Consider the following 24,562-nt stretch of genomic DNA (forward strand, 5'->3'; position numbering starts at 1 on the left):
CGACCGAAAAAATCTGGAGAACGACAGTGATTGATCAGAAATGGAACGTGATGGTCACCGGTGGCGCCGGCTATGTCGGCAGCGTGCTGGTTCCGCAATTGCTGGCGGCGGGCCACAAGGTCACCGTGCTCGACCTCTTCATGTACGGCGAGGACGTCTTCAACGCCGTCCGCGACAATCCCAATCTTCGCCTGATCAAGGGCGACATCCGCGATGAGGCCGCGATCAACGAGGCGCTGCGCGGCAACAACGCGGTGATCCACCTCGCCTGCATCTCCAACGACCCCTCGTTCGAGCTGGATCCGGGGCTCGGCAAGTCCATCAACTACGACTGCTTCCGCCCGATGGTGCGCGCCGCCAAGAAGGCGGGCATCAAGCGCTTCATCTACGCCTCCTCGTCGAGCGTCTACGGCATCAAGGACGAGGCCGAGGTGACCGAGGAGCTGTCCTGCGAACCGCTCACGGACTATTCGAAGTACAAGGCGATGTGCGAGACCGATCTCGCCGACGAGGCCGCCTCCGGCTTCGTCACCTGCACGGTTCGTCCCGCCACGGTCTGCGGCTACGCTCCGCGGCAGCGGCTCGACGTCGTCGTCAACATCCTGACCAACCTCGCGGTCAACACCGGCCGCATCCGTGTGTTCGGCGGAACGCAGAAGCGGCCGAACCTGCACATCCAGGACATGTCGGCGGCCTATCTGTTCCTGCTCCAGCAGGACGACGCCAAGATCGACGGCAAGACCTACAACATCGGCTACGAAAACCACGCGCTGATGAAGATCGCCGACATCGTCAAGTCGGTGGTCGGCAACAACGTCGAGGTCGCCGTCGAGCCGACCGACGATCTCCGCTCCTACCACGTCTCCTCGGAGAAGATCCGCCGCGAGCTCGGATTTGCGCCGACGCACACGATCGAGCAGGCCGTCTCCGGCCTCGTGGACGCCTTCAAGGCCGGCCGCCTGCCGAACTCGCTGAACGATCCCCGGTACTTCAACATCAAGATGATGCAGAACATCAGCCTGAAGTGAGCGGCGTGCGGATCGGCATCGATTTCGACAACACGATCATCTGCTACGACAGGGTCTTCGCCGCCGTCGCGCACCAGCGTGGGCTGGTGCCCGAGGGCTGGGCGGGGCTGAAGACCGACGTTCGGGATTTCCTGCGATCCCGCCCCGGCGGCGAGCTGGCCTGGCAGGGGCTGCAAGGCTTCGTCTACGGCAAAGGCATCGGCGGCGCCGAGATCTATCCTGGCGTGCGCGAGTTTCTCGCAAGCTGCCGCAAGGCCGGCGCGAGCGTCTACATCGTCAGCCACAAGACGCAGTTCGGCCACCAGGATCCCGACCACACCGACCTGCGCGAAGCCGCGCGCGGCTGGCTGCGGGGAGCCGGCCTGATCGACGCCGCGGATGCGGCCGTCGCCGCGGGCAACGTCTATTTCGAGGACACGATGGCCGCCAAGGTCGAGCGGCTCGCGAGCCTCGATCTCGATATCTTCATCGACGATCTCGTCGACGTCTTCGAGCAGCCGCATTTTCCGAAGGCGACGCGATCGATCCTGTTCACGCAATCGCGGCCCCCTCATCCCGTTCATTGCGAGCCGCTCGCGACCTGGGCCGATATAAGCCGCGGAGTGTTCGCGCCATGAGCGAGCCGGACCTGAGCGCGCAGGATGCGATCTCGATCGGCAGCCGCCTGGCCGGAGCACGGGTCGCGGCCGCCCAACCGGCGCGGTCCGGCGGCAACAACAGGGTGTTTCGTCTGGAGATGGCGGAGGGCCCGCCCCTCGCCCTCAAGCACTATCCCTCCGACGGGCGCGATCGCCTCGGGCAGGAATATGACGCGCTGTCGTTTCTGTCGCGCCACGGCATCCTGTCGACGCCGCAGCCGATCGCGAAGGACGCGGATGCGTTCTGCGCGCTGTATCAATGGTTCGACGGCGAAGCGGCGGTACTGCATCCCCAGGACGGCGATGCCGACCAGCTCGCCGATTTCCTGATCGAATTGCAGAAGCTGCGCGATGCCGAAGGCGCGCAGACTTTGCGGAACGCATCGGCCAGCATCTTTTCGCCCGAGGAAGCTATCGCCCAGTATGAGCAGCGCCTCGACGGATTGCGGCGGGCCTCGGGCGATCATCCGGACCTGCGTGCGTTCATCGATGGCAGCCTGGTTCCCAGCACTGCCGCCGCAGTTCGGCGGCTCCGCCAGCGCTATGTGGAACTGGGGCTGAATCCCGCCGCGGACCTCTTGCCCGCACATCGCGCATTGAGCCCGTCCGACTTCGGACTGCACAACGCGCTGCGCGGCGAAGACGGCCGGCTGCGCTTCATCGACTTCGAATATTTCGGCTGGGACGATCCGGTCAAACTGCTGTCCGATACCGCGATCCACCCCGGCAGCGATCTGCCCGCAACAAGCGCGAATCGCCTCATCGAACGCCTCACGCAAGCCTTCGCGGCTAGGGATGACGCGTTTGCGATCCGCCGGGACGTACTGTATCCTGTGTTCGGGGCGATTTGGTGCCTGATTGTCCTGAATGCTTATTTGCCGGAAAGCCGCTCCCGGCGCGCCCTGGCTGCGCAAGGTGGCGATCTGACGGTCCGCCTTGCCGGCCAGCTCGACAAAGCCCGCCGGCTCCATCAAACGATTTGCCAACGTGATCCAGATCTCACCCCACGCTGAAGCCGCCCTCACCTGCACGCTGGACGAGCGCAGTCTTTACTTGCGCCGCCTGGTCCTCGGTTCTGTCCGCTCGGCCGGACGCGGCCATGTCGGTCCCGCCTTGTCGCTGATCGAGATGGTCCGCGTGCTCTACGACGACGTGCTGCGGATCGACCCGCAGAACCCGCAAGATCCCCATCGCGACCGCGCCATCCTCAGCAAGGGACACGGTTGTCTCGCGCTCTACGCGCTGCTCGCCGATCGCGGCTTCTTCCCGCTGTCGGAGCTGGACGGCTTCTGCGGCTCTGACAGCATTTTGGGCGGACATCCCGAATACGGCATGGTGCCGGGCGTCGAGGCCTCGACCGGCGCGCTCGGACACGGCCTGTCGATCGGCGTCGGCCTTGCGCTCGCCGCCCGCATGCGCGACCGCAGCTACCGGACCTTCGTCCTGCTCGGCGACGGCGAGATCAACGAGGGATCGGTGTGGGAGGCTGCGATGGGCGCGGCGAAGCACGGCCTGGACAACCTCGTCGCGATGATCGACTACAACAAGCTGCAGAGCTACGGGCCCACCGACTACGTGCTGCCGCTGGAGCCGCTCGCGGATAAATGGCGCAGCTTCGGCTTCGCCGTGCAGGAGGTCAACGGCCACGACGTCAGCGCCCTGCGCACCGTGCTGAAGCAGGTCCCGGCCGTTCCGGGCAAACCCACCGCGGTGATCTGCCATACCGTCAAGGGCAAGGGTCTGCCGGCTGCGGAATCCAACGCGGATTGGCATCACAAGAACAAGCTGTCCGACAGCGAGCTCGACGCCATCCGCGTCGCCGTCGGCGATTTTTGATCGGCTCCCCATGCGCAACACAGCGATGAACATGGTCCACAAGCTCGCCGCGCGCGACGAGCGAGTGCTCTACATCGGCTCCGATCCCGGCGCCGGCACCCTGCGCGCGATGAGCAAGGAGTTTCCCAAGCGCCATCTGATCGAGGGCATTTCGGAAGCCCACATCATCGGCATGTCGGCCGGGCTCGCGATGGAGGGCTTCGTGCCCTACGTCAACACCATCGCGACCTTCCTCACCCGCCGCTGCTACGAGCAGGTCGCCGTCGATCTCTGCCTGCACAATCTGCCGGTGCGGCTGATCGCCAATGGCGGCGGGCTCGTCTACGCGCCGCTTGGCCCCACCCATCAGGCGATCGAAGACATCGCCATCATGCGGGCACTGCCGAACATGACGGTGATCTGCCCCTGCGACGCCGACGAGGCGGCGCGCATGATGGAGCGCACGCTGGACTGGAAGGGCCCGATCTACATTCGGCTCGGCAAGGGCGGCGACGCCATCGTCTCCAAGGCCGAGCACGGCTTCGAGATCGGCAAGGCCATCCTGATGCGCCCCCCGGGCGACGTCCTCATGGTGACCACCGGCATCATGCTGCAGCGGGCGCTGGCCGCAGCCGACCTCTTGGCCGCGCAAGGCATTCGCGCCGGCATCCTGCACATGCACACGGTGAAGCCGCTCGACACCGAAGCGCTGCTGCAGGCGATCCGCGGCGTCAAGCTGCTGGCGACGCTGGAGGAGCACGTGCCCTCCGGCGGCCTCGGCAGCGCGGTCGCCGAGACGCTGATCGACAAGCTCGGCTCGGGCCTGCCCGCGATGCTGCGGCTGTCGCTGCCGGACCGCTTCATGCACAATTACGGCTCGCAGGACTCGCTGCTGAAGAAGCACGGCCTTTCCGCCGGCGCCATCGCGACCTCGATCGAGCGCACGCTTGCCGCCTCGCCCACTCCCTCTCCTCAACTCCATTCCACCTGACGGGTCACATGTACGACGTTCGATATTCCTATCTGCTCGAGCAATTCTCCGACCCCGCGCCGATCCTGGCCGAGATCGGCAGGCTGGTTGCAACCGGTGACTTCACCCTTGGCAAGCCCGTCGCCGAATTCGAGAAGCGCTTCGCCGAACTGATCGGCGTGCGTCACGCCATCGGCGTCGGATCCGGCACCGATGCGCTGAAGCTGCCGCTCAAGGCGCTCGGCATCGGTCACGGCGACGAGGTCATCACCGCCGCCAACACCTTCATCGCCACCGTCGGCGCGATCGCGGAAACCGGCGCAACGCCCGTGCTGGTCGACTGCGACGATTCCTTCTGCATGAATGTCGACCACGTCGAAGCCGCCATCACCAAGAAGACCAAGGCGATCATGCCGGTCCAGCTGACCGGCGAGGTCACCGACATGGGCAAGCTGATGCCGATCGCGCAGCGCCACAATTTGCCCGTGGTCGAGGACGCCTGCCAGGGCATCCTGTCGGAGTTTTCCGGCAAGCGCTCCGGCACCCATGGCATCGCGGCCGGCTTCTCGCTGCATCCGCTCAAGAACCTCAACGTCTGGGGCGATGCCGGCGTGGTCGTCACCAATGACGACGGCATGAACGAGAAGCTCCGCCTGATCCGCAACCACGGCATGAAGAACCGCGACGAGATCTCCATCCTCGGCTGCAATTCGCGGCTCGACTCGCTACAGGCGGTCGTCGGCAACTGGCTGATCGGCCAGACCAGCGAGATCACGCGGCGCCGGATCGAGAACGCGGCCTATTACGACGCGGGCCTTGCCGGCCTTCCCGGCCTGCGCGTCCCGCCGCGCCGACCCAACGTGAAGCACGTCTACCATCTCTACATGGTGTTCGCCGAACGCCGCGACGAGCTCTACAAATACTGCCTGGACAACGGCATCGAGGCCAAGATCCACTATCCGATCCCGCTGTATCAGCAGGAAGGCCTCAAGCATCTCGGCTACGCGCCCGGCACCTTCCCGGTCACCGATCGCCACGCCAAGGAAGTCATCAGCTTCCCCGTCGACCAGCATCTGACGCGCGCCCAGCAGGATCGCGTCATCGAGACCGTCAGGAAGTTCTGCCATGGACGCTGACACCGGCCGCCGACGCATCGGTTACGTCAATCTTCCCGCGCAATTCGAGGAAGAGCGCGCCGAGATCATGCAGGCGGTCGAGGGCGTGTTCCAGCGCGGCGACTTCATCGGCGGCGCGGCGGTCGGAAAGCTCGAGGAGGAGCTGTCCGCCTATCTCGGCTCGCCCCATGTCGTGACGCTGAATTCCGGCACCGACGCGTTGATCCTCGCCTTGCGGGCGCTCGACATCGGTCCCGGCGACGAGGTGATCACCCCGCCGAATTCGTTCGTGGCATCGACCGCCGCGATCATCGCGGTCGGCGCCACGCCCGTCTTTGCGGACGTGCTGCCCGACCAGAACATCGACCCCGCCGCGGTCGAGGCCGCCGTCACACCGCGCACCAAGGCGATCATGCCGGTGCATCTGACCGGGCGCATGGCCGACATGACCCCGCTGATGGCGATCGCGGAAAAGCATGCGCTCGCCGTGATCGAGGACAGCGCCCAGGCGATCGGCTCGACCTATGACGGCCGCATGAGCGGCACCATCGGCACGTTCGGCTGCTTCTCCGCCCATCCCTTGAAAAATCTCAACGCCGCGGGCGATGCCGGCTTCCTTGTCACCGCCGACGCCGAGATGGCTGCCCGCATCCGCCGGCTGCGCAATCACGGTCTGATCAACCGCAGCGACGTCCAGGAATGGGGCATCGTCTCACGGCTGGACACGCTGCAGGCCGAGGTGCTGCGCATTCGCCTGCGTCATTTGCCCTCGGTGATCGAACGCCGGCGACGCAACGCCGCGCAATACCGCGCCGAGCTCGCCGGGCTCCCTCTGTTCATTCCGCCCTGCCGCAACATCGAGTTCAACACCTTCCACACTTTCGTGGTGCAGACCGACCGCCGCAACGACTTCCAGAAATATCTTGCCGACAAGGGCATCGAGACCGCCATTCACTATCCGGTCCCGATCCACCTGCAGCCGGCGGCGGCGCATCTCGGCCAGGGCCGCGGCGCGTTCCCGGTGACGGAACGGCAGGCGGACCAGATCCTCACGCTTCCCATCAACCAGTTCCTGTCGGCCGCAGACATCAGCCATATCTGCGCGACCGCCCGGGAGTATTTTGCATGACGGATACCGACTTCCTTCAGGCCGATGAGCAGGCGCTGGCGCAGCGCTTTATCGACAACGGCTTCGTCACCACGCCGGCCGACGATCGCGCAGGCCTCGACCGCATCCAGCGGCGCGCCGCCGAGCTCGCGGCGGACTATCTCAAGCTGCCGCACAGCAACGATCCCTATGCGATGCTTGACAGCATCCATACCCGCGTGAGCGTCGACGATCTCAACGGCCTGCGGCTGCACGTCTTCAACGGCCTCAACGCCGAAGCGTGGTTCCGGCCGACCTATTTCCGCCTCGCGCGCTCGACGATCGAGACCATCGTCGGCAACGAGCTCTGCATGCAGCGCCGCGTCAATCTCAGCATCCAGATGCCCGGCGACAGCTCCTCGCTGCTCGCCACCCATTCCGACGTGTGGTCGGGCGACTCGCCGTTCGAGGTCGTGGTGTGGGTGCCGCTGGTGGACGTCCATCACACCAAGGCGATGTATCTGCTGCCGCCGTCGCTGAACGGCGAGATGCAGGACCGGATGGCGAACCTGCGCAGCGCCGAGGAACTCTACAACACCATCAAGCCGCACGCGACCTTCATCGAGATTCCCTATGGTCACGTGATGCTGTTCAACCAGACCCTGATGCACGGCAATCGCGTCAACGAAGAGCCCGGCACGCGCTGGAGCATGAACTGCCGGTTCAAGAGCATCATGTCGCCCTACGCGGACAAGCGCTTCGGCGAGTTCTTCGAACCGATCCTGCTGCGTCCGGCGACTCGGGTCGGCATGCAATACAAGCTGCCGGGAGGCTTCCATGGCTGAGCGAGCCGGCCATCGCGGCTATATCGGCGCGCGGCCGCTGAACGGCAGCCGCACCCCGCAGCATGTCCAGAACATCGTGATCCGCGACTACGCGCGGCGGAAGAATCTGCAATTTCTGCTCAGCGCCGTCGAGCACATCATGCCCGGCAGCTACATGGTGCTCGAGGACATCCTGGACGAGCTGCCTCGCCTGAATGGCATGATCCTCTACAGCATCTTCATGCTGCCGCCCGACGAGGCACGGCGACGGGAGATCTACGACCGCGTGTTGCGCGAGGGCTGCGACCTGCACGCGGCCGTCGAGGAAATCACGCTGTCGTCGCCGAAAGACATCCAGGCGATCGAAGACATCCTGCTGGTCAACAAATACGCGACGATCCTTTGACGATGCCGCGGACCGGTTGAGCCCCATGAGCGAGATCAACCTGCTCCAATCGATGCACGCCTCGACCAGGCGGAACTACGTTCAGCGCGTGGTCGAGCACGACAAGGCGGAATCCGCTACCGTCGCGCGGCAATGGGGGCGCGACTACTGGGATGGCGACCGGCGCTACGGCTATGGCGGCTATCGCTATGACGGACGCTGGCGTCCCCTCGCCCAGACCCTGATCGACCGCTACGGCATCAAGCCCGGCATGAGCGTGCTCGACGTCGGCTGCGGCAAGGGCTATTTGCTCTACGAGTTCACCCAGCTCGTCCCCGACCTCACGATCGCCGGCATCGACATCTCCGACTACGGCATCGCCAATGCCAAGGAGGAGGTGCGGCCGCAGCTCGAGGTCGGCAGCGCCGTGAAGCTGCCCTACCCCGATCACAGCTTCGACCTCGTGGTGTCGCTCGGTGTGCTGCACAACCTTCCTCTCGAGGACGTGTTCCGCGCGGTGCCTGAGATCGAGCGCGTCGGACGCGGTGCCTCGAAATATCTGATGGTGGAATCCTTTCGCAACGAGCGCGAGAAGGCGAACCTCCTCTACTGGCAGCTCACCTGCCTGAGCTTCCACGGCCCGGAAACCTGGGCGTGGATCTACGACAAATGCGGCTATCGGGGCGACCATGGGTTCATCTTCTTCGAATGAGGCGACGGGCCCGCACCGGACGACGTCGCTGCGGGCGCAAAATCCGGAAGTCTATTATTCCGACGATCCCATCGTCACGGCGGATGACGCCACGATCGCGGAGCTGAAGCGCATCGCCGCCGGCAACCCGCGCCTGCGCAGCCGGCTGTGCACGCACCCCGATCCCTCGTCCGGCCTGCACGAGATGCTGATCGTGCATCACCGCGAGGCCTATGTCCGCCCCCACAAGCATCTCGGCAAACCTGAATCGTTCCACGTGATCGAGGGCACTGCGCAGGTCGTGATCTTCGAGGACGACGGCCGTATTCGCGAGGTGCTCGAGATGGCGCCCTACGGCCAGGGCAAGCGGTGCTACTACCGCATGCCGGAGAAGGTCTTTCATTCCATCCTGATCACGTCGGAGTGGCTGGTGTTCCACGAAACCACCGCCGGCCCGTTCGATCCCTCGCGCACGGCATTCCCCGACTGGGCTCCGGACGGCAGCGACGCCGCCGAGGTCCAGAACTACGTCACGAGGACTGGCGCGCTCGCCGCGGAGCATCTGGCGACACCGTAGACTTCCCCTATCGCTGCTCGACGATCCCACCCGTGAATGATCGAGGACGAACACCAGCCGATGAAGCCGCCAGCAAAAGCAATGGTTACCCTGGTCAAGTTCGCGGTGTCGATCGGGATTCTGGTGTTGCTGTTGCGTAGCCAGGACCTGTCGTCCCTGAAAACGGATCTGCTTGCCGTCGATCCGAGCGTGCTGGCACTTGCGGTGCTGCTGCTGTTCGCCCAGACCTTCGTCCTCTGCCACCGCTGGATCCTGATCCTCCGCGCCATGAACGTGCCACTCGGTTGGCTGCCCGGCTGGCGCATTCTCATCGTCAGCACCTTTTTCAATCAGGTATTGCCCGCGGGCGGCGATGCGGTCCGGATCTGGATGCTGCGGCGTCAGGGCGTGCAATGGTCGCAAACGATCGGCAGCATCGTGGCCGATCGCTTTTTGGCCCTGCTGGCCCTCGGCCTCATCGTCCTCTCAGGAATGCCGTTCCTGCTGCCTCTCGTCCGGGACAGCTCGCTCCTTTTCGCGATCGTGACCATTCTGGCCGCTGCGTGCCTCGGTGCAATCGCGCTCATGACGCTGGATTGGTGGCCACCGCGCTTGCTCTCGGCCGTGCCGGCCAAAGTCGTGCAATTCGTGATCCTGGTCAGAGCCCCGTTGCTGGCGGTGAAGGGGCGAGCCACGTTGATCGGATCGGCCATTGTCGTTCACCTGATCACCGTCACGACCTGCTATGTCCTTGCGGTCGGACTGCAAGCGCCACTCTCCCCACTCGGCGCCTTCGTGCTGATTCCGCTCGTCATCCTGTCTTCCGCGGTCCCGATCTCGATCGGAGGCTGGGGCGTGCGCGAAGGCGCCATGGTCGGCGCGCTTGGTCTGGCTGGAATTGCATCCGACAAGGCGCTCGCGATATCGGTCTTGCTGGGCCTCGGCGGCCTGATCGTCGGCCTGTTCGGCGGGCTGGTATGGCTGATCGCGCCCGAGCGCGCCGGCTTCACCCCCGACCAGGCGCGGGCCATCGCCGAACGAACGGATGCAGCGCCGGTTTAGCATGAGCACCTCTGGACAAGATCAAACGATGACGGCCGGCGAGATGCGTCTGCGTGCCATCATCGAGACGTGGTGGCCGCGTGTCCTCATCTTCGTGCCCGCGGCGCTTTCCATCTGGTTCGTGAATCGAACCGGGACCTACCGTGCGCTGCTGTTCGATGGCGGTTGGACGACGCGATTTTACGTCCTCGCCTGGATCGTCCTGACGCCGTATCTCGGCTGGCTCATCATGGCGACCGGACGCCTGACGTTCTCGCTCATCAAGCACGAGCCCACTCAGCGCGTCGACGAGTTCTTTGTCGGCGCAGCCGCGCTCATCCTGACGGGATTTGGCTTCGGCGCACTTTCGATCCTGTACCCGCAAATCGTTCTCGGATGTGCGACCGTGGTGCTGCTGTGGGATAGCCGCAGCTTCGGCACGCCGCAGAAGTCCGCGGTGACCCTGCCGTTGGTCGCAACATCGCTGATGGGGCTTTGGCTACTGGCGACGGTGTTCCTCGACCGTGCGGTCATACCCGACGTCATCTCGACCGACGTCCAGCAGCTCTACGCCCCGTATCTTGCAGAAGTCGCGAGAAATCACAGCATCTGGCTGGCGCCTGACAACCCCATCTTCTCCGACTTCGAGATCGGCCATGGCAACGGGCTGCATCTGTTGATGGCGACGTTCCTGCCGCCCCATGTCGCCCAGATCGTTTCGTTTCTCTACTTCGTCGGCATCGGCGCGGTGATTTTCGAGCTCGCCCGCCTCGTTCTGCCGTTGCAGGCGCTCGGACGCCGCTGGGAAGACGCGGCGATACCGATTGCGCTCGGCGTGGCGATCCTCGGGCTTGCTTGGCCCCGCACGATGCCGAGCGTCAAGGCTGGCCTCTACATCATGGAGTTCGGCAAGTACCATCTGCAGACGGCGGCATTCTTCGTCTATTTCCTGCTGGTCGTCATTCGATCGTCCCAAGCCCGCGACCGGCTGGCCGCCGGCATTTGCGGCCTTGCCGTCGCCGCCTCCTATCCGCTCTATGCGGCGTTCGTGTTCCTGATTTCGTCGCTGGGCGTATTCACCAAGGTTCTTCAGCGCGACCGATCCGGCCTCGTCACCAGCCTGTTGCTCGGGTGTGGAGCGGTTGCCGGGTGCATCCTGGCCTTCTCCATCAACTATCTCTATCTCGGAATCCCCGCGACCAACCCGTACTCGCTCTTTCGAAAGATCGCATCGGTCGAGCGCTTCTCGCAGTTCGGCAGCCTGGATATTCTTGATTTCTTCGTGCTGGCGCAGTCGCTGGAGGTCAGCGATTTCCTCAGCAAGTCGGGAGTGGTCGCCTTCATCAGGCAGGCCAAATCCGTCGTGCTGGTTGCAGCTCTCATCGCGGCGACGACTTGCGCGATCTCTTTCCTCGATTCGAAGTTGTTTCCGGATCGCGCCAGCGTCACGAAATCGCGCCCCCTGCCCAGTATCGCCGGCGTCTTCATCGTTATCGCCTACGTCGCCAGCGTGCGGCTGCTGGACATGACGCTGAACATTCCGAGCCTGATCAGGCTATCCATTCACGTCAACGCGCTGTTCCCGCTCGCGGCCGCCGCGATCGCCTGCTGGGGGCTGGTCATCGTGCGGCGGCTGGTCCCGGCCATATTCGCCGGGCGCTTTGCACCCAATGTCGCTATCCTGGCGCTGCTTGCCGCTTGCGCCTGGATGACGATCTGGTTTCCCTGGCAGAGCTTCAGGGATGACGGAGCCATCGCCTTTGCAGGCGGGCGCTCTCTCATCCAGATGCCCCGGGTCAGCCTGAACTGGCAGCGCTGTGACGAGCTGCAGCAATCCACGGGCTCCGATCGGATTCTCGCGCTGAACGGATACCGCGCGATGGTGCCCTGCTATTTCTCGCCGCTGCTCACGCGCGGCAAGATCATCCATACCTATCAGAGCGACGTCGCGCGCAATTTCAAGAACATCGCACTTGGGACTGCCGATACGGCCGAGGCCACCCTTCGATCACTTGGCGTCAAGCTGTTCTATGTTCAGAAGCAGAATTGCGATTTCTGGCTCAACGGCTTCTCCGACGTCTTTCAGAGCGCTGAGCTGGAGAAACGGTTCGCTTTGCATAGCGAGACCCCGAACTACTGGCTGTTGACGTGGAGGGACGGCGGACAGCCGCTGAGCCCCGAAGCCGAGGCCGGGATATCTGCGCTACGGACGAGATCGAAAGACATCTATCGCCAGGCCTATGGGATCGAGCCGTTCGAGGTGGTGAAGCACCGCCTGTCTCCCAACGGCCAGCGAGCGGACATCACGGCCCTCGATCAGCTCATGACCTGTCACTAGGTCCTAGCCGGTTCCGCGCATGTCGGGAAGCAAGAGCCCAAACGAAGGCCAAGGGGTACCAGCTCGAGAGTGGCGCCAGGCTTGTGAATGGCCTGCCCGGGCCAACTTAAGAATTGTGGCACGGCCTGCGGGGCTATATAGGCTTCAACTGCGCCGCGTATCGCCTCGGGGCGCCGACGTTCCCCTGTTTTCCTGCAAAGAGCTGAAACCGTGACCGACCATTGCCGCCTTTGCCACTCGACCAACCTGCGTCCGGTCATCGACCTCGGACTGATGCCGATTGCGCATCGACTTCGGCATAGCCGAAACGAGCAGGAGGAACGCTATCCGTTCGACGTACTGGCCTGCGGCGATTGCGGCCTGCCTCAGATCGTCAAGCCGATCGATCCCGAGATTCTGTACCGGCAATTCAACTACAATTTCAGCAGCTGGAAGCCGGAGCCGCATCAGGCGGACGAGCTCGACACCATCGCGAAATTCTCCAAGCATCAGTCCGTGTTCGAGATCGGATGCAACGACGGCCTGTTCATGGACAAGCTGCGCGAGCGCGGCACCAAGGTCATGGTCGGCGTCGAGCCCAATCCGGTCTCGGGCAAGATCGCCCGCGAGCGCGGCATCAAGGTCTATGCCGACATGCTGAGCCCGGAGATGGCCCACGATGCTGTCGCTCAGTCCGGCAAGTTCGACCTCGTCATATCGCGCCAGGTGCTGGAGCACATCGTCGATTTCGAGAACTTCTTCGACTGCGTGAAGATCGCGCTCAGTGACGACGGACTGCTGTTCATCGACGTGCCCGATTTCGCCCCGGGCTCGGCGGTGGGAGACCTCTCCGTCCTCTGGGAAGAGCACGTCAGCTATTTCACCGAGCCGACCCTGCTCGCGCTGCTGGCGCGCCACGGCTTCGAGGCCGTGTCGGTGAAGAAATACAATTTCAGCGGCGGGACCCTCGCGATCGCAGCCCGCCGTGCCAAGGGCGCCGTGACGGCGCCACCTGCGCCGTCCGGCGTCGGCGAGAAATTCGGTCAGCGCGCGCGTGAGTACGGCGCGCGCTTGCGGCCTGTTCTGGCAAAGGCCCGCGCCAACGGTGCCGAGATCGCCATCTACGGCGCCGGCTGCCGCGCCTGCACCTTCACCAACGCCCATGAGCTCGCGGATCTCGTCGACCTCTCGGTCGATGACCAGAAGGAGCGCCAGGGGCTGTTCCTGCCCGGCACCGGCATTCCGATCCGCGCGCCAGAGGATCTCGCCGGCAAGTCCGGGCCGCTCGTCTGTCTCCTGGCAGTGAACGAAGAGAACGAGGCCAAGGTCTCCAGCCGGCTGCGCGAGAGCGTGAAGCGTCCGCTCGAGATCGTTTCGATCTTCGCGCCAAACGATATCTGGAGCGAGCTCGATCGCCTCGAGGCGTCGCTAAGGTCGCGGCATGGCTGAGGACAAGCTCTTCAACTATTACGAACGTCAGGACGTTCTGCCGACGTTCGGCAATTTCAAGTCGTCCGCCGAGCTCGAGGCCTACGCCGGCCAGCGGCGCGAGTTGTTTTCGGACAAGCTGGTGTTGCCGCCCAGGCTGTTCCGCGATGCCGAGGTGCTCGAGTTCGGCCCCGATTCCGGCGAGAACGCGCTGGTGTTTGCCGGCTGGGGGGCGAACATGACGCTCGCCGAGCCGAACCGGCTCGCACACCCGAAGATCGAAGCCTACTTCGCGCATTTCAGCCTCACTCAGCGTCTGCGCGAGCTCGCTTTGGCCGATGTCGAGGGCTTCCGCAGCGATCGCCGCTTCGACATCATCGATGCCGAGGGCTTCATCTACACCGTGCAGCCGAGCGAAAAATGGCTCGGCATCTTCCAGCGCCTGCTCAATCAGGACGGTTACGCCGTCGTGTCCTACTACGAGCGCTATGGCGGCTTCTTCGAGCTCACACTCAAGGCGATCCATGCAGCCGGCAAGGCCTTGACCGGTCGCGCCCCGCTCGACAACGCGAAGGCGCTGTTCGAGCCAAAGTGGAACAGCATTCCGCACACCCGCAGTTTCGAATCCTGGCTGATGGACGTGCTGGAAAATCCGTTCGTCCGGTATCGCTACTTCCTCGACGCAACCGCGTTGTGCACGGCGGCGCATGACCAGGGTTTCGACGTCCATTCGGCGTGGCCCGCCTACCGCGACAGCCTGGACATCTACTGGCACAAGAAGGTGCTATCCGGTGACGACAAGCTGCGGCGCGCCGCACGCCATCTCGACCGCAGCCGCCTGAGCTTCCTCGGCGGTCGAAAGCTTTATCTCGTCGGCAAGGCCGATGCAGTCCAGGCGATCTCGGCATCGATCGAAGCGCTGGTTCTCGACGTCGATGGCATGATCGACAATCCCTTCGGCGAGAGCCTGCCGCGCGTGATCGCGGGCCTCGCGTCGCTGCGCGAGACGATCCGGTCCACGGACATTCTCGCCGACGATGCTGCCGACATCGACGCCATCATCGCCACGCTCGACAGTTTCCATCGCATCTTTGCCGCGATCGGTCAGCGGGACGCGGCCGCGGTCACCGCTCTCACCCAGTCGGATGCGGCCTTCATCAACACGTGGGGACAGCCGGCGCATTTCCTCGTCGTCCGGAAGCGCTGAGGGATCATAGCCAGTGAGGCCAGGCATTGGCATCATCGGAACGGGCATGGTCGGCCAGATGTGCCACCTCGCCAATTTCGCTGCCAATCCCGCCTGCCGCGTCGTCGCGATCGCCGATCTCCGGCCGGACTTGGCTGCCGCCGCGGCGCAGAAATTCGGCATTCCCAAGGTTTACGGCACGCACCGGGAGCTGCTGGCAGACAGCGCGGTGTCCGCCGTCGTCGTCGTGACCAAGCGCCGTGCCACCGGCCCGATCGTGCTGGACGCACTGAAGAGCGGCCGGCACGTGCTCTCGGAAAAGCCGATGGCCTACACGACGGCCCAGGCCGCATTGCTGGTCGACGCCGCGCGGCAGCAAGACCTCGTCTACAGCATCGGCTACATGAAGCGTCACGATGCCGGTGTGGCGCGGGCGCTGGAGGTGCTGACACGCTTGCGCGAAGACCAGTCGCTCGGACGCATCGTCCGGGCAAGAGGCTGGTGCTTCGGCGGCGACACGGGCCGCGCGCAGGACAATTTCGTGATGACCGGCGAAGCGCGTCCGGACGGGCTCGAGCTCTGGCAGGATGGTCCCGACTGGATGCCGCGCGAGATGCGTCCCGGCTACGATAACTTTCTGAACGTCTTCAGCCACATCATCAATCTGTCGCGCTATTTGCTGGGATCGTCGCCGACGGTCGCCGAAAGCGAGATCGAGGCTTCGGGTGCCGGGCGCATCATCCTCGACTTCGACGGCATCGCCTGCGCGCTGGATCTCGTGAGCGGATCGGACGGTGCCTGGCGCGAGGGACTGACGATCGACTTCGAGCGCGGCGCGGTGACGCTGGAATTGCCTCCCCCCTTTGCCGAGCAGGAGGCGGAGGTCATTGTCGAGCACGATGGTCAAAGCACACGCCTGACCGGTGAAACGAGCTGGGCATTCCGGCGCCAGGCCGATGCCTTCGTGTCCGATGTCACCGCGCGAGGCGCCCCGCTGGCCTCCGGCGCGGATTCGGTCACCGACATCGCGCTGGCGGAAGCCGTCTGGCAACGGCGGGTTAGCGGCTAGGCGCTGCATCCTTTTCGATCGGCAGGACGCCCGCGATCGGTCCGAGCTTGATCGTCACCTGCGCAAGCTGAGCCAGGAACTCTGCAACATCGCAGCGCGCCAGCAGCCGGCACGCGTAGTACTTCCGCACCAGGGTCTGGTTCGGTGCGGCCCCGGGTCCCGGCTGAAACGAGATCGTCGCCTGCGGCCCCGTCGGATCGAAATGATGGAATGCACTCCCCGGCGCCTTCCGCGCCTCGTCCATTCTCCGCAGGATGTCGGGCCGCTCGGCGCGCAGCGCAAATCCGAAGAACGGCTGATTGCCCCAGGCGAGGCGCAGCATGCCGGTGACCTCGGCGAGACCGAACGGCACATGCCGCGACGGATAATCGAAGAAACCGTCGTCGAGCGCGTAGACCGTCGCTGCCGGCTGGACCCGGCCGGCAAGATTGCGCTCCAGGGCCTCCTGCTTCAACGTTCTCGCCTGCATGAAGACGTAGTCGCTCCACAGCATGCCGATCGACAGGATGAGGCCCGCTCCGAACACGACCGCAAAGGCGACGCCGGGAGCGGTCCAGCGTTCGGCCTGCCGCTTGAATGCGAGAAGCGCCAGTGCCGACGGCACGCCGAACATCAGCAGGTGACGGCTCTCGTAGAAATGCGTGGACGACGGCCGCAGGCCGGCGATCAGATAGGGCGACGACAATGCGAGAAACAAGATTGCGGCGAGCGCGAGCGGCGCGAGGATCCCGAGCCTGGACGTGGTCGGCTTGGTGTCGGAACGCAGCAGCAGCAAGACGATGCCGACGAGCACCGCCGCCAAAATGAAGATCGTCGGGACGGTGATCGCCGCGCGCACCGCATGGGCCAGGACGTCCCGGTAAGCCGCGGCGAAGAATGCCTGCCATCCCCCAGCCAGCTCCCGCAAGGTCGGGAAATGCGCGTCATAATGCTGTGCATAGACGCCGATCCGCTTGAACCAGATGTTGAGCGAGCCCCAGTAGATCAGAGGCAGCAGCACCAACTCCGGATAGCCGAGGGCACAGCGCCAGGATGCGAGCCATGTGCGGCGAACGAAGCCGTCCGACGCGTCGCCGCCCCGCCATATCGCAACGAACAGACCGAGCATCACGAAGGCATAGAGCACGATCGTCGAGTTGAGCGCAAAGCTCAGCAGGAACACGAGGGCGCAGGCCACGCGAAGCAGCACGCGCTGCAGGCCGCTTGCGGCGAAGGCCAGCGTCAATAGCCAGGCACCGATGAACAACAGTCCGAAGCTGAAGACGTAGACCGCGTTCGCCTTGCCCGCCCAGAGCTGGTAGCCGGGATAGGTCCAGACGATCAGCGCCAAACCGACCGCCTCGGCGCGGTCGAGCAGACCGAGACGCGTTGCGGTCAGCGCGAACGATATTGCCCCAAGGACAATTCCGGCAACCGCGAGCGATACCATCACGGCGATCGGGGCACCGGTCCAGTTCGCGAACGTGTCGTAGCTGTAGAATATCGGATGACCGGCGCCGTTCAGCAGGAAATCGATGTCGATGAAATAGTCCGGACGCGGCTTGAGCACGAGCCAGTCGTCCATGAAGAGACCGTCGTTGAGGAGCATCGGTGCGTGCGCAGCCAACAGCACGACGAGGAGGACGATGATCGCACGCAGCAATGGAGACATCTCGGAGGGAGGAACGGCATCGCCGACAAGGATTTGCACGCCCGGTTGAGGTCCGCAAGAGCGCCCATGACGGGCTCCCTTGACCGGAAAAATGCGACCTCCTATAGACTCCTGCACTGGCTGGGCCTGAGAGGCGTCCGGGACGATTTTCCGCAATGAACATGCTACCGGGCCCCGCGCAAGCCGCTGCGATTGGTCTCAGCGCTGTGCTGCCGCTGCTGTTGCTGTGCTACGCGCGTATCGCCGCCACCGGCGGATCCGGTCGCCGCTACCGGCTCGCCTGCGCCAGCCTCATGACCCTCTACGCGATCGCCTGCATCGCGCTTCCCGGTCAACGCCATCTCGACGACGTCATTGGCGGCCTGTTCCTGCTGGCGACGGCGATGATGTTTTTCTACATCCTGTTCAGCCTGCTGGCCTGGGGCTTCACCCTGACGCTGCTCACGGCCCTCGACAAGGCCGGGCGTCCCCTCACCCTGGAGCAATGGGCCGTGGCCTACATGCAGGGCGGCGATCTCGGCACATTCACGCACAATCGCCTGAAACTCCTGGTCGGCGCGGGGATGTTGACCATCGCAGACGGCAAGCTGGCTCCGACGACGAAGGGCGTGGCGGTCGCGCGTCTCGTCAAATTCGTTCGTCTGTCGACCGGCCTCGGGTGAGCGGTCACGATGTCCTTCGTTGTCGGATTCCTCGCCGCCGTCACCTTCGCCCTGCTGTCGCCCGCCTTGCAGCTGATGGCCCGCGCGCGCGGATGGACCGTTGCACCCGTGACCCTGCTCGCGATCGCCGCGATCATCACCCATGGTCTCGGCGTGATGCTCGGGGTTTTGGTCGTCGCGCAATTTCAGTATTGGGACGCAGCTTCGATTTTCGGATTTTTCGTCATGGGCTATGTCTTCGCTTTTGGCGCTGTGTACAAATCGGTCTCGCTGGACATTCTGCTTGGCCTCGTCGGCCGGTCCGAGCGGAAGGCTCCGCTTTCCGACATCGTCGAACGGCAGGTTCCAGCTCTGTTCCAGGGACGAATTGGAAGCCTGGTCGACAGCGGCCTGGTCGAGCCGGTCGGATCGCACTTCGCCGCGACAGCGGCGGGCCGGACCATGGCAGGCCGCGTCGGACAGTTGCGCCGCGCCTTCGGCATCGGCGACACCAGTCTTTACGATTTTTCCTCCGACTAGTTGCTGGAAACACACAGATCGCCGGTTTCCTGCTGGTTGTGCAGGGCATATCTGCGGGGCCCTTATTGTTCGCTCAGCCCGGATGACCTAGAGTTGCGCCAGGGTTCCACCAGTAAAAGAGTGGCCTGCAGCGGGCGGCATGAAATGACACCTTCCAGGGCGGCAAAACGGCTTACGATCGTCATCCCTGCACTGAACGAGCAGGACAAGATCGCCGACACCATCGACGGCGTGCTGCCGCTCGCCCGCGAGCTGCTCGACGACTTCGAGATTTTCCTGATCGACGACGGCAGCACCGATGCCACCGGCGCGATCATGGACGAGTTCGCGGCCAGCGAGCCCCGCATCATCGTGCACCATAACCCCGAGCGGCGCGGTGTCGGCGCCGGCTTCGAATACGCCCTCTCGCGCGCGAAATTCGATGCCATCACGCTCATTCCCGGCGATCACGCCTTTCAGAACGAGGGTATTGCCCGGATGTTCAAGGCGGCGGGCGCCGCGGATCTCGTCATTACCTATCGCGACAACCAGTCGGACCGCTCGGTCAACCGCTCGTTGCAGTCGCACTCGCTGCGGTTCATCCTGAACTGCCTGTTCGGCTTCTGGCTGTCCGACTACCACAGCATGATCGTCTACCCCGTGAAATGGCTGCGCCAGATCGCGGTCAAGGCCGACGGCTATGGCTATCAGATCTGCGCCCTGATCTCCCTGCTCCAGCTCGGCCTCACCTATGTCCAGGTGCCCGTGAGCCTGAATGCGGAGCTGAAGGGCTCCTCCCGTGCGCTGCGGCTGCGCACCTATTTCGAGCTCGGCGGCACCATCGTCTCGCTGCTGCGCCGCGTTCCCATCCGGCACGTCGATCTCAGCCAGATTCCCGACGATGCGGAGCGGGCTCCGGCGCGCTAGGCGCCGCCCGGCCTCTGCCGACCCCGGACTTGGAGCGGATAGGCTCACACTTGGTGAGATGGCCCACGCGTGGCGATTCGTCCGCGGGACGCCCCGTCCCTATCCTGCCAGCATCTGACTTAAGTGGTTGATTTTACTGGCAGGAGTGGCAGGGCTCGAACCTGCGACCCCCGGTTTTGGAGACCGGTGCTCTACCAATTGAGCTACACTCCTACAGACCCTTGCGTCGCCGCTTCGGATCAGGCCGCTTTCAAGCACAGGGGGCGGCCGGATTGCAAGGGTGAACCGCGCCCGCTTCGCTTGTTTGTACCGGGGTTTCTGGGCCACAGTCCGTCGCCGACAATCAAAAACAACAGGGAGTGCCCATGACCGCCACAGCGACCGCTCCAGCCGCCCCACAGGCCACGATCGCGCCGTCCACCCCACCACTGCCGGAGGCCCGCCCGGAGACGCTCGGGCTGTCGCGGCCGCGGCTTCAGGCCATGTCGGACGCCTTCAAGCGCGAGATCGACAAGGGAACCATTCCCGGCGCCACCGTGCTGGTGGCAAGAGGCGGCCAGGTCGGCTGGTTCGAGGCGCTCGGCAAGCAGAGCCCGGCGGCCGACGCGCCGATGACGCGGGATTCGATCTTCCGGATCTTCTCGATGACCAAGCCGATCGTCTCGGTCGCCATCATGGCGCTGGTCGAGGACGGCCACCTCCTGCTCAGCGACGCCGTCGCAAAATTCATCCCGGAATTTGCGACCCAGCAGGTCGGAATCGTGAAGGACGGCAAGCTGGACCTGGTGCCGCCGTCGCGGCCGATGACCGTGCAGGACCTGCTCCGCCACACCTCGGGGCTCACCTACGAGCATCAGGGCGACGGCCCCGTGCACAAGCTCTACCAGGACTCCCGCGTCCGCAGCCGTAAGATCACCAATGCCGAGCATGCCGCATTGGTGGCGAGCTTCCCGCTGGTCTGCCAGCCCGGCGCGGAGTTCAACTACAGCCGCTCCACCGACATCCTCGGCCGCATCATCGAAGTCGTCAGCGGCAAGTCGCTCGGCACGTTCCTCACCGAGCGCGTGCTCGCACCGTTGCAGATGGCCGAGACCGGCTTCTCGACCAGCGAGGCCAACGCGGGCAGGCTCGCCGAGCCGTTCGCGGCCGATCCCTGGACCGGCGACAAGGTCGCGCTGTTCAACATGCTCGAGCAGCCGGTGATGGAGTCCGGCGGCGGCGGTCTCGTTTCGACGACGATGGACTATGCCCGCTTCTGCCTGATGCTGCGCAACGGCGGCACGCTCGACGGCAACAGGATCATCGGCCGCAAGACGCTGGAGCTGATGGCATCCGATCATCTCGGGCCGCAGGTTCAGATCAACGGCACCCTGCTCGCGCCCGGCCACGGCTTCGGTCTCGGCTTCGCCGTGCGCCGCGAGGCCGGCATCGCGCCCTTCCCCGGCAGCGTCGGCCAGTATTTCTGGAGCGGCATCGCCGGCACGTTCTTCTGGATCGATCCGAAGGAGGATCTGTTCGCGGTGTTCATGAGCCAGGGCCCGGGCCAGCGCGACTACACGCGGACCCTGGTGCGGGATCTGGTTTACGCGGCGGTGGAGTAGTCTCCGCTCTCGTGCCCCGGACGCGACGCAGCGCGTAGCGGTGCGGCGCTGAGCCGGGACCCATATCTCTACGATCTCGTGCTTGGCCTTCTGGGTCCCGGCTCTGCGGAGCAGCACTTCGTGCTGCGCCGCGTCCGGGACACGAGAGCGACCATCAACTGATCGTCGCGCCGCCGTCGATCACCATGGTCTGGCCGGTCATGAAGTCGCCGGCCTTCGAGCCCAGGAACACGGCCGCGCCTGCGATCTCGTCGGGGATACCGATGCGCAAGAGCGGCGAGCGCGCGGTCGAGGCCTTCAGATTCTCCGGATTGTCCCACAGCGCCTTGGCAAAGTCGGTCTTGATCAGGCCGGGCGCGATGCAGTTCACGCGGATGTTGTGCTTGCCGTATTCGCAAGCCAGGTTGCGCGCGAGCTGCATGTCGGCGGCCTTCGAGATCGCGTAGGCGCCGAGGATGGTCGAGCCCTTGAGGCCGCCGATCGAGGAGACGATGATGATGGAGCCGTCCTTGCGCTCGATCATCTGCGGCACCACCATCGAGATCAGCCAGTTGTTGGCGACGATGTTGTTGTCCAGGATCTTCCGGAACTGATCGTCGGAGATGCCGGCGAGCGGGCCGTAATACGGGTTCGAGGCGGCGTTGCAGACCAGCACGTCGATCTTGCCGAAGGCGCGGTTGCTCTCGTCGACGAGATTTTGCAGGTTCTCCTTCGAGGAGATGTTCGCGGCGATCGCGACCGCGGTGCCCTTGCCGAACTTGTCGTTGATGCCCTTGGCGACCTGCTCGCAGACGTCGGCCTTGCGCGAGGAGATCACGACCTTGGCGCCGTGCTCGGCCATGCGCTCGGCGATCGCAAGCCCGATACCGCGCGTCGATCCCGTGATGACGGCGACTTTCCCCTTCATGTCGAACAAGGTCATGTGTTCCTCCCAGATTGATCTTTAATGTTCCGGAGCGATGCAGAGCATCGAACGCGGAATGGCGAGCTACTCAGGCGAGCTTCTTGACTTCCGGACCGGCCAGCTGATGCATCGCCGCGTGCGCATCGTCCGCGATCCAGGGCTGCTGATTCACCATCGGCAACCGCCAGACCGAGCGCTCAGGGCTTGCGAAATAATCGAGCCGCGTGATCGAGCAATTGTCGATGTCGAAGGACAGCGCCCGCTCGATCTGGCCGTCGAGCGCGAGGCCGATCGCCGCCTTGATGGTGCCGCCATGCGCGACCGCGATGATGTCCTGCCCACCAGCCTCGCCGTTGATGCGCTCGATGGTGCGGCGCGTGCGGTTGTAGAGATCCATGAAGCTTTCGCCGCCGGGCGCGGGCTCGTTGATGTCGGCAAACCAGCTCGAGCCGACGGGGCGGCTCGCGATGAATGCGGCGCGGTTCATGCCCTGCCACTTCCCGAGATTCTGCTCGGCGAGATCTGCTTCCCATGGCATCGACGCAGGCTTCGGGTAGCCGGCCGCCCAGATCGCTTCCGCGGTCTGGTGCGTGCGCATCAGATTGCTCGAATACCAGACCGCCTTGCGTGGCAGCACCTTGGCAACGGCATTGAACACGTAGGTGTCGCTGGTGTCGCAGGCGAGATCGCTCTGCCCGTAGATGTTGCCGCCGTCGTTGCGCACAGGCGCGTGACGGACCCACCACCACCGCGTCGTGACCACATTGGGCTTGTCTGCGCCTGCCATCGAAACCCTTCCATCCCGTTTGATGTCGCTGTACGTCAGGAGGCAACGTGTCTCAAGACACTTTACCGTTTGAAATCTTGTTTGAAATTCCGTCGCGCGGCAAGCGTCGCGCGAGGCACCACAGGGAGAAACGCATGGGCCGTCTGCAAGGCAAATCCGTCATCATCACCGGCGCCGGCAGCGGCATCGGCCGTGCGGCTGCGCTGCTGTTCACCAGGGAGGGCGCAAGGCTGATCGCGGTCGATCGCACCGAGGCGGTGAAGGAGACGGTCGAAGAGATCAAAAAAGCCGGCGGCGTCGCGGAAGCCATGATCGCCGATGCGGGCTCCGAAAAGGACGTCATCGCCGTGATCGAGAAGGCCGTCGCAACACATGGCCGGCTCGACGTGATCTGGGCCAATGCCGGCATCTCCGGCGGCCTTGTTCCAATTCCCGAGCAGACCGTGGAACATTGGCAGGAGATCTTGCGCATCAATCTGATCGGGCCGTTCCTCGCGGTGAAGCACGCGATGCCCCACATGGTGAAGCAGCAGTCCGGCGCCATCGTGCTGACCGCCTCCGTCGCGGGCCTCAAGGCCGGTGCCAGCGGACATCCCTATGCCGCGAGCAAGGCCGGCGTGATCAGCCTGGTGCAGACCACCGCGTATTCGCTCACCGGCACCGGCGTGCGCATCAACGCAGTGTGCCCGGGCCTGATCGAGACCGGCATGACAAAGCCGATCTTCGACCGCGCCAAGGAGCGCGGCACCCAGGACAAGATCGGCCAGCTCAATCCGCTGAAGCGCCCCGGACAGCCGCACGAGCTCGCGGCGATGGGATTGTTCTTGGCGAGCGACGAAGCCTCGTATGTGAATGGGCAGGCCTTCCCGGTTGATGGCGGCCTGACGGCGTCGATGCCGTATACGGGCAAGCCGGTGTAGCAGCAATCTCGTGTCCCGGACGCGCTGCAGCGTTCTTACGCTGCTGCGCAGAGCCGGGACCCAGCAGGGCCACAGCACGCGTTGCCGCATGGGCCCCGGCTCTGCAGCGCACCGCTAAAGAGGCGCTGCGCTGCGTCCGGGGCACGAGACCGTTGTTCATCGATACACATGATTGATCAGCCTCGCGGCGCATCTCGCCCGAGTTTTGCTTGGTCTCTTCGCCCTCTTGAATGGAGAGGGCGCAGGGAAGACCGGGTGCCGGCTGGCACCCGCGGTCCACTGTGCGAATCCTGCGTGACGAGAAGCTGCACAGCGGCATACAGGTGTAGCCAGGACATCCCGGCCTTCCCTGCGCAGTGGCTTTACGACTTATGTCGTGATCTCCCCGGGGAGCGTTGCACTATTGCCCCCGTCGCCTTGCGGATGGCTGACGCGCTTGCCCGGTTGAGCAATACACATCAC

At 64.5% G+C, this 24,562-nt stretch carries 24 protein-coding genes and 1 tRNA gene; 21 read left to right on the plus strand and 4 right to left on the minus strand.

The features are described from left to right. Positions 1–26 precede the first annotated feature (26 nt). The 16 genes from TSA1_RS14885 (at position 27) to TSA1_RS14960 (ending at position 16,150) form a co-directional block, all read left to right on the plus strand. Positions 27–1,028 (plus strand): NAD-dependent epimerase/dehydratase family protein, encoded by a 1,002-nt coding sequence (locus TSA1_RS14885; RefSeq protein ID WP_100177013.1) that lies wholly within the window; start codon positions 27–29, stop codon positions 1,026–1,028. 5 nt (positions 1,029–1,033) lie between these two features. Next, complete coding sequence (locus TSA1_RS14890; protein ID WP_245448255.1) at positions 1,034–1,645, plus strand: HAD family hydrolase; 612 nt, start codon at positions 1,034–1,036, stop codon at positions 1,643–1,645. Beyond that, on the plus strand, positions 1,642–2,679 hold the full coding sequence (locus TSA1_RS14895) for an aminoglycoside phosphotransferase family protein (protein ID WP_174718910.1): 1,038 nt from the start codon (positions 1,642–1,644) through the stop codon (positions 2,677–2,679). Before TSA1_RS14890 ends, TSA1_RS14895 begins: the two co-directional genes overlap by 4 nt. Continuing rightward, positions 2,654–3,502 carry a transketolase gene (locus TSA1_RS14900; protein ID WP_100177015.1) on the plus strand — a complete coding sequence of 283 codons (849 nt, stop codon included), beginning with the start codon at positions 2,654–2,656 and terminating at the stop codon, positions 3,500–3,502. Before TSA1_RS14895 ends, TSA1_RS14900 begins: the two co-directional genes overlap by 26 nt. 10 nt (positions 3,503–3,512) lie before the next feature. Next, the gene (locus tag TSA1_RS14905) at positions 3,513–4,472 is read left to right on the plus strand and encodes a transketolase family protein (protein WP_100177016.1); all 960 of its coding nucleotides are present in this window, start codon (positions 3,513–3,515) and stop codon (positions 4,470–4,472) included. An 8-nt stretch (positions 4,473–4,480) separates the two neighbouring features. After that, entirely contained in the window at positions 4,481–5,587 is a 1,107-nt protein-coding gene (locus tag TSA1_RS14910; protein WP_100177017.1) for a DegT/DnrJ/EryC1/StrS family aminotransferase, read from the plus strand. Then, on the plus strand, positions 5,577–6,695 hold the full coding sequence (locus TSA1_RS14915) for a DegT/DnrJ/EryC1/StrS family aminotransferase (RefSeq protein WP_100177018.1): 1,119 nt from the start codon (positions 5,577–5,579) through the stop codon (positions 6,693–6,695). The genes TSA1_RS14910 and TSA1_RS14915 overlap by 11 nt, the downstream gene beginning before the upstream one ends. Further along, positions 6,692–7,498 (plus strand): sporadic carbohydrate cluster 2OG-Fe(II) oxygenase, encoded by an 807-nt coding sequence (locus TSA1_RS14920; protein WP_100177019.1) that lies wholly within the window; start codon positions 6,692–6,694, stop codon positions 7,496–7,498. The genes TSA1_RS14915 and TSA1_RS14920 overlap by 4 nt, the downstream gene beginning before the upstream one ends. Further along, positions 7,491–7,883 (plus strand): LIC12192 family sporadic carbohydrate cluster protein, encoded by a 393-nt coding sequence (locus tag TSA1_RS14925; RefSeq protein WP_100177020.1) that lies wholly within the window; start codon positions 7,491–7,493, stop codon positions 7,881–7,883. Before TSA1_RS14920 ends, TSA1_RS14925 begins: the two co-directional genes overlap by 8 nt. A 25-nt stretch (positions 7,884–7,908) precedes the next feature. Next, entirely contained in the window at positions 7,909–8,574 is a 666-nt protein-coding gene (locus TSA1_RS14930; protein ID WP_100177021.1) for a class I SAM-dependent methyltransferase, read from the plus strand. Next, positions 8,552–9,130 (plus strand): WbuC family cupin fold metalloprotein, encoded by a 579-nt coding sequence (locus TSA1_RS14935; protein ID WP_100177022.1) that lies wholly within the window; start codon positions 8,552–8,554, stop codon positions 9,128–9,130. The genes TSA1_RS14930 and TSA1_RS14935 overlap by 23 nt, the downstream gene beginning before the upstream one ends. 36 nt (positions 9,131–9,166) lie before the next feature. After that, complete coding sequence (locus tag TSA1_RS14940) at positions 9,167–10,171, plus strand: lysylphosphatidylglycerol synthase transmembrane domain-containing protein (RefSeq protein ID WP_245448257.1); 1,005 nt, start codon at positions 9,167–9,169, stop codon at positions 10,169–10,171. A 28-nt stretch (positions 10,172–10,199) separates the two neighbouring features. After that, complete coding sequence (locus TSA1_RS14945; protein ID WP_245448259.1) at positions 10,200–12,488, plus strand: hypothetical protein; 2,289 nt, start codon at positions 10,200–10,202, stop codon at positions 12,486–12,488. Between the two features lie 210 nt (positions 12,489–12,698). Continuing rightward, entirely contained in the window at positions 12,699–13,916 is a 1,218-nt protein-coding gene (locus TSA1_RS14950) for a class I SAM-dependent methyltransferase (protein WP_100177024.1), read from the plus strand. After that, entirely contained in the window at positions 13,909–15,102 is a 1,194-nt protein-coding gene (locus TSA1_RS14955) for a class I SAM-dependent methyltransferase (RefSeq protein ID WP_100177025.1), read from the plus strand. The genes TSA1_RS14950 and TSA1_RS14955 overlap by 8 nt, the downstream gene beginning before the upstream one ends. Positions 15,103–15,115: 13 nt before the next feature. Then, positions 15,116–16,150, plus strand: coding sequence for a Gfo/Idh/MocA family protein (locus TSA1_RS14960; RefSeq protein ID WP_100177026.1), 1,035 nt, complete (start codon positions 15,116–15,118; stop codon positions 16,148–16,150). Here TSA1_RS14960 and TSA1_RS14965 read toward each other — a convergent pair. Beyond that, the gene (locus TSA1_RS14965; RefSeq protein WP_100177027.1) at positions 16,140–17,801 is read right to left on the minus strand and encodes a hypothetical protein; all 1,662 of its coding nucleotides are present in this window, start codon (positions 17,799–17,801) and stop codon (positions 16,140–16,142) included. The two genes, TSA1_RS14960 and TSA1_RS14965, sit on opposite strands and share 11 nt — an antisense overlap. Before the next feature lie 155 nt (positions 17,802–17,956). Here TSA1_RS14965 and TSA1_RS14970 point away from each other — a divergent pair, with 155 nt between their 5' ends. The 3 genes from TSA1_RS14970 (at position 17,957) to TSA1_RS14980 (ending at position 19,888) form a co-directional block, all read left to right on the plus strand. Beyond that, on the plus strand, positions 17,957–18,463 hold the full coding sequence (locus tag TSA1_RS14970; RefSeq protein ID WP_100177028.1) for a hypothetical protein: 507 nt from the start codon (positions 17,957–17,959) through the stop codon (positions 18,461–18,463). A 9-nt stretch (positions 18,464–18,472) separates the two neighbouring features. Further along, complete coding sequence (locus tag TSA1_RS14975) at positions 18,473–18,982, plus strand: hypothetical protein (RefSeq protein WP_100177029.1); 510 nt, start codon at positions 18,473–18,475, stop codon at positions 18,980–18,982. Positions 18,983–19,126: 144 nt separating this feature from the next. Continuing rightward, positions 19,127–19,888, plus strand: a complete 762-nt coding sequence (locus TSA1_RS14980) for a glycosyltransferase family 2 protein (protein ID WP_100177030.1) — start codon at positions 19,127–19,129, stop codon at positions 19,886–19,888. A gap of 137 nt (positions 19,889–20,025) precedes the next feature. On the opposite strand, the gene TSA1_RS14985 is transcribed toward TSA1_RS14980, so the two are convergent. Continuing rightward, a tRNA-Trp gene (locus TSA1_RS14985) sits at positions 20,026–20,101 on the minus strand. 152 nt (positions 20,102–20,253) lie between these two features. Here TSA1_RS14985 and TSA1_RS14990 point away from each other — a divergent pair. Continuing rightward, positions 20,254–21,489, plus strand: a complete 1,236-nt coding sequence (locus TSA1_RS14990; RefSeq protein ID WP_100177031.1) for a serine hydrolase domain-containing protein — start codon at positions 20,254–20,256, stop codon at positions 21,487–21,489. Positions 21,490–21,643: 154 nt separating this feature from the next. Here the strand turns inward: TSA1_RS14990 and TSA1_RS14995 are convergent, their stop codons facing one another. Continuing rightward, positions 21,644–22,411, minus strand: coding sequence for an SDR family NAD(P)-dependent oxidoreductase (locus TSA1_RS14995; RefSeq protein WP_100177032.1), 768 nt, complete (start codon positions 22,409–22,411; stop codon positions 21,644–21,646). A gap of 70 nt (positions 22,412–22,481) precedes the next feature. Continuing rightward, positions 22,482–23,180: a histidine phosphatase family protein gene (locus TSA1_RS15000; protein WP_174718911.1), complete on the minus strand. Its 699-nt coding sequence runs from the start codon at positions 23,178–23,180 to the stop codon at positions 22,482–22,484. A gap of 134 nt (positions 23,181–23,314) precedes the next feature. On the opposite strand from TSA1_RS15000, the gene TSA1_RS15005 reads away from it, so the two are divergent. After that, positions 23,315–24,100: an SDR family NAD(P)-dependent oxidoreductase gene (locus TSA1_RS15005; RefSeq protein WP_100177034.1), complete on the plus strand. Its 786-nt coding sequence runs from the start codon at positions 23,315–23,317 to the stop codon at positions 24,098–24,100. Positions 24,101–24,562 lie beyond the last annotated feature (462 nt).

Origin of the sequence: Bradyrhizobium nitroreducens (genome assembly GCF_002776695.1) — a bacterium.
GTDB classification, from domain to species: domain Bacteria; phylum Pseudomonadota; class Alphaproteobacteria; order Rhizobiales; family Xanthobacteraceae; genus Bradyrhizobium; species Bradyrhizobium nitroreducens.